Consider the following 867-nt stretch of genomic DNA (forward strand, 5'->3'; position numbering starts at 1 on the left):
CTAGGTCACGTGGACAAACCTGATCCATAGGCGGATTGAGGACAGGGCGGCGAAGCCGAAGAAGCTGTCGGCGGTCTGGTCGTATCGGGTGGCGACACGGCGGTTGTTCTTCAGGCGGTTGATGAAGCACTCGATGCGGCTGCGTAGTGCGTAGAGGGGCCGACTGACGCAGTGCTGGACGTGTCGGTTTCGCTTGGTCGGGATTTCCGGCACGGCGCCGCGGTCGCGCAAGTCCTGCCGGATGGGATCGCTATCGTAGCCCTTGTCACCGAGCATGATGGCAGGGTCGCTGTCCCGCGCCTCCATCAGCGCGTCGTAGTTCGAGCAGTCGGCCTCCTGCCCGGCGGTCACGTGCAAGGCGATGGGCAGGCCATGCGCATTGCCGCGGATGTGGAGCTTGCTCGTAAAGCCACCTCGCGAGCGCCCAAGACCCTGTCGATAAGTCCCCCCCTTCCGCCGGCGGCGCAGTGGTGCGCCCGGATGCTGGTGCTGTCGATCATCTGCAGGAGGTCGGCTTCGCCTCCGCCATCGGCCAAAGCCTCCAGCATCACGTCCCACAGGCCCGACGTGGTCCAGCGCCGGAATTGGCGGAACACCGAGTTCCAGTTGCCGAGTTCGGCCGGCAGGTCACGCCATGGCGCGCCCGTGCGCGCGATCCAGAAGATGGCGTCCAGCACCCGCCGGTGGTCGCGCGCGGGCCTGCCACCGAGCGGGCTGGCAGAGACCACGAAGGGCTCGAAGAAGGACCACTCCTCGTCGGTCAGCAACCCACGGATCAACGCCAACCTCCATGACAGAGATCAGCGTAGAATCACGCCAGTGTCCGGCTGGGAAGCCCCAAATCGCCGGTTTGTCCACGAGGCCTAG

The 867-nt window shown here is 65.7% G+C and carries 1 protein-coding gene; it reads right to left on the reverse strand.

The features are described 5' to 3' along the window. Positions 1-785, reverse strand: a protein-coding gene (locus F0Q34_RS21565; protein WP_149814425.1) for an IS5 family transposase whose coding sequence is annotated in 2 segments (ribosomal slippage) — positions 1-455 and positions 455-785 — 786 coding nt in all. Because the reading frame shifts where the segments join, the coding sequence is not laid out codon by codon here. Positions 786-867: the final 82 nt, after the last annotated feature.

Source organism: Teichococcus oryzae (genome assembly GCF_008386565.1).
GTDB classification, from domain to species: Bacteria; Pseudomonadota; Alphaproteobacteria; order Acetobacterales; family Acetobacteraceae; genus Pseudoroseomonas; species Pseudoroseomonas oryzae.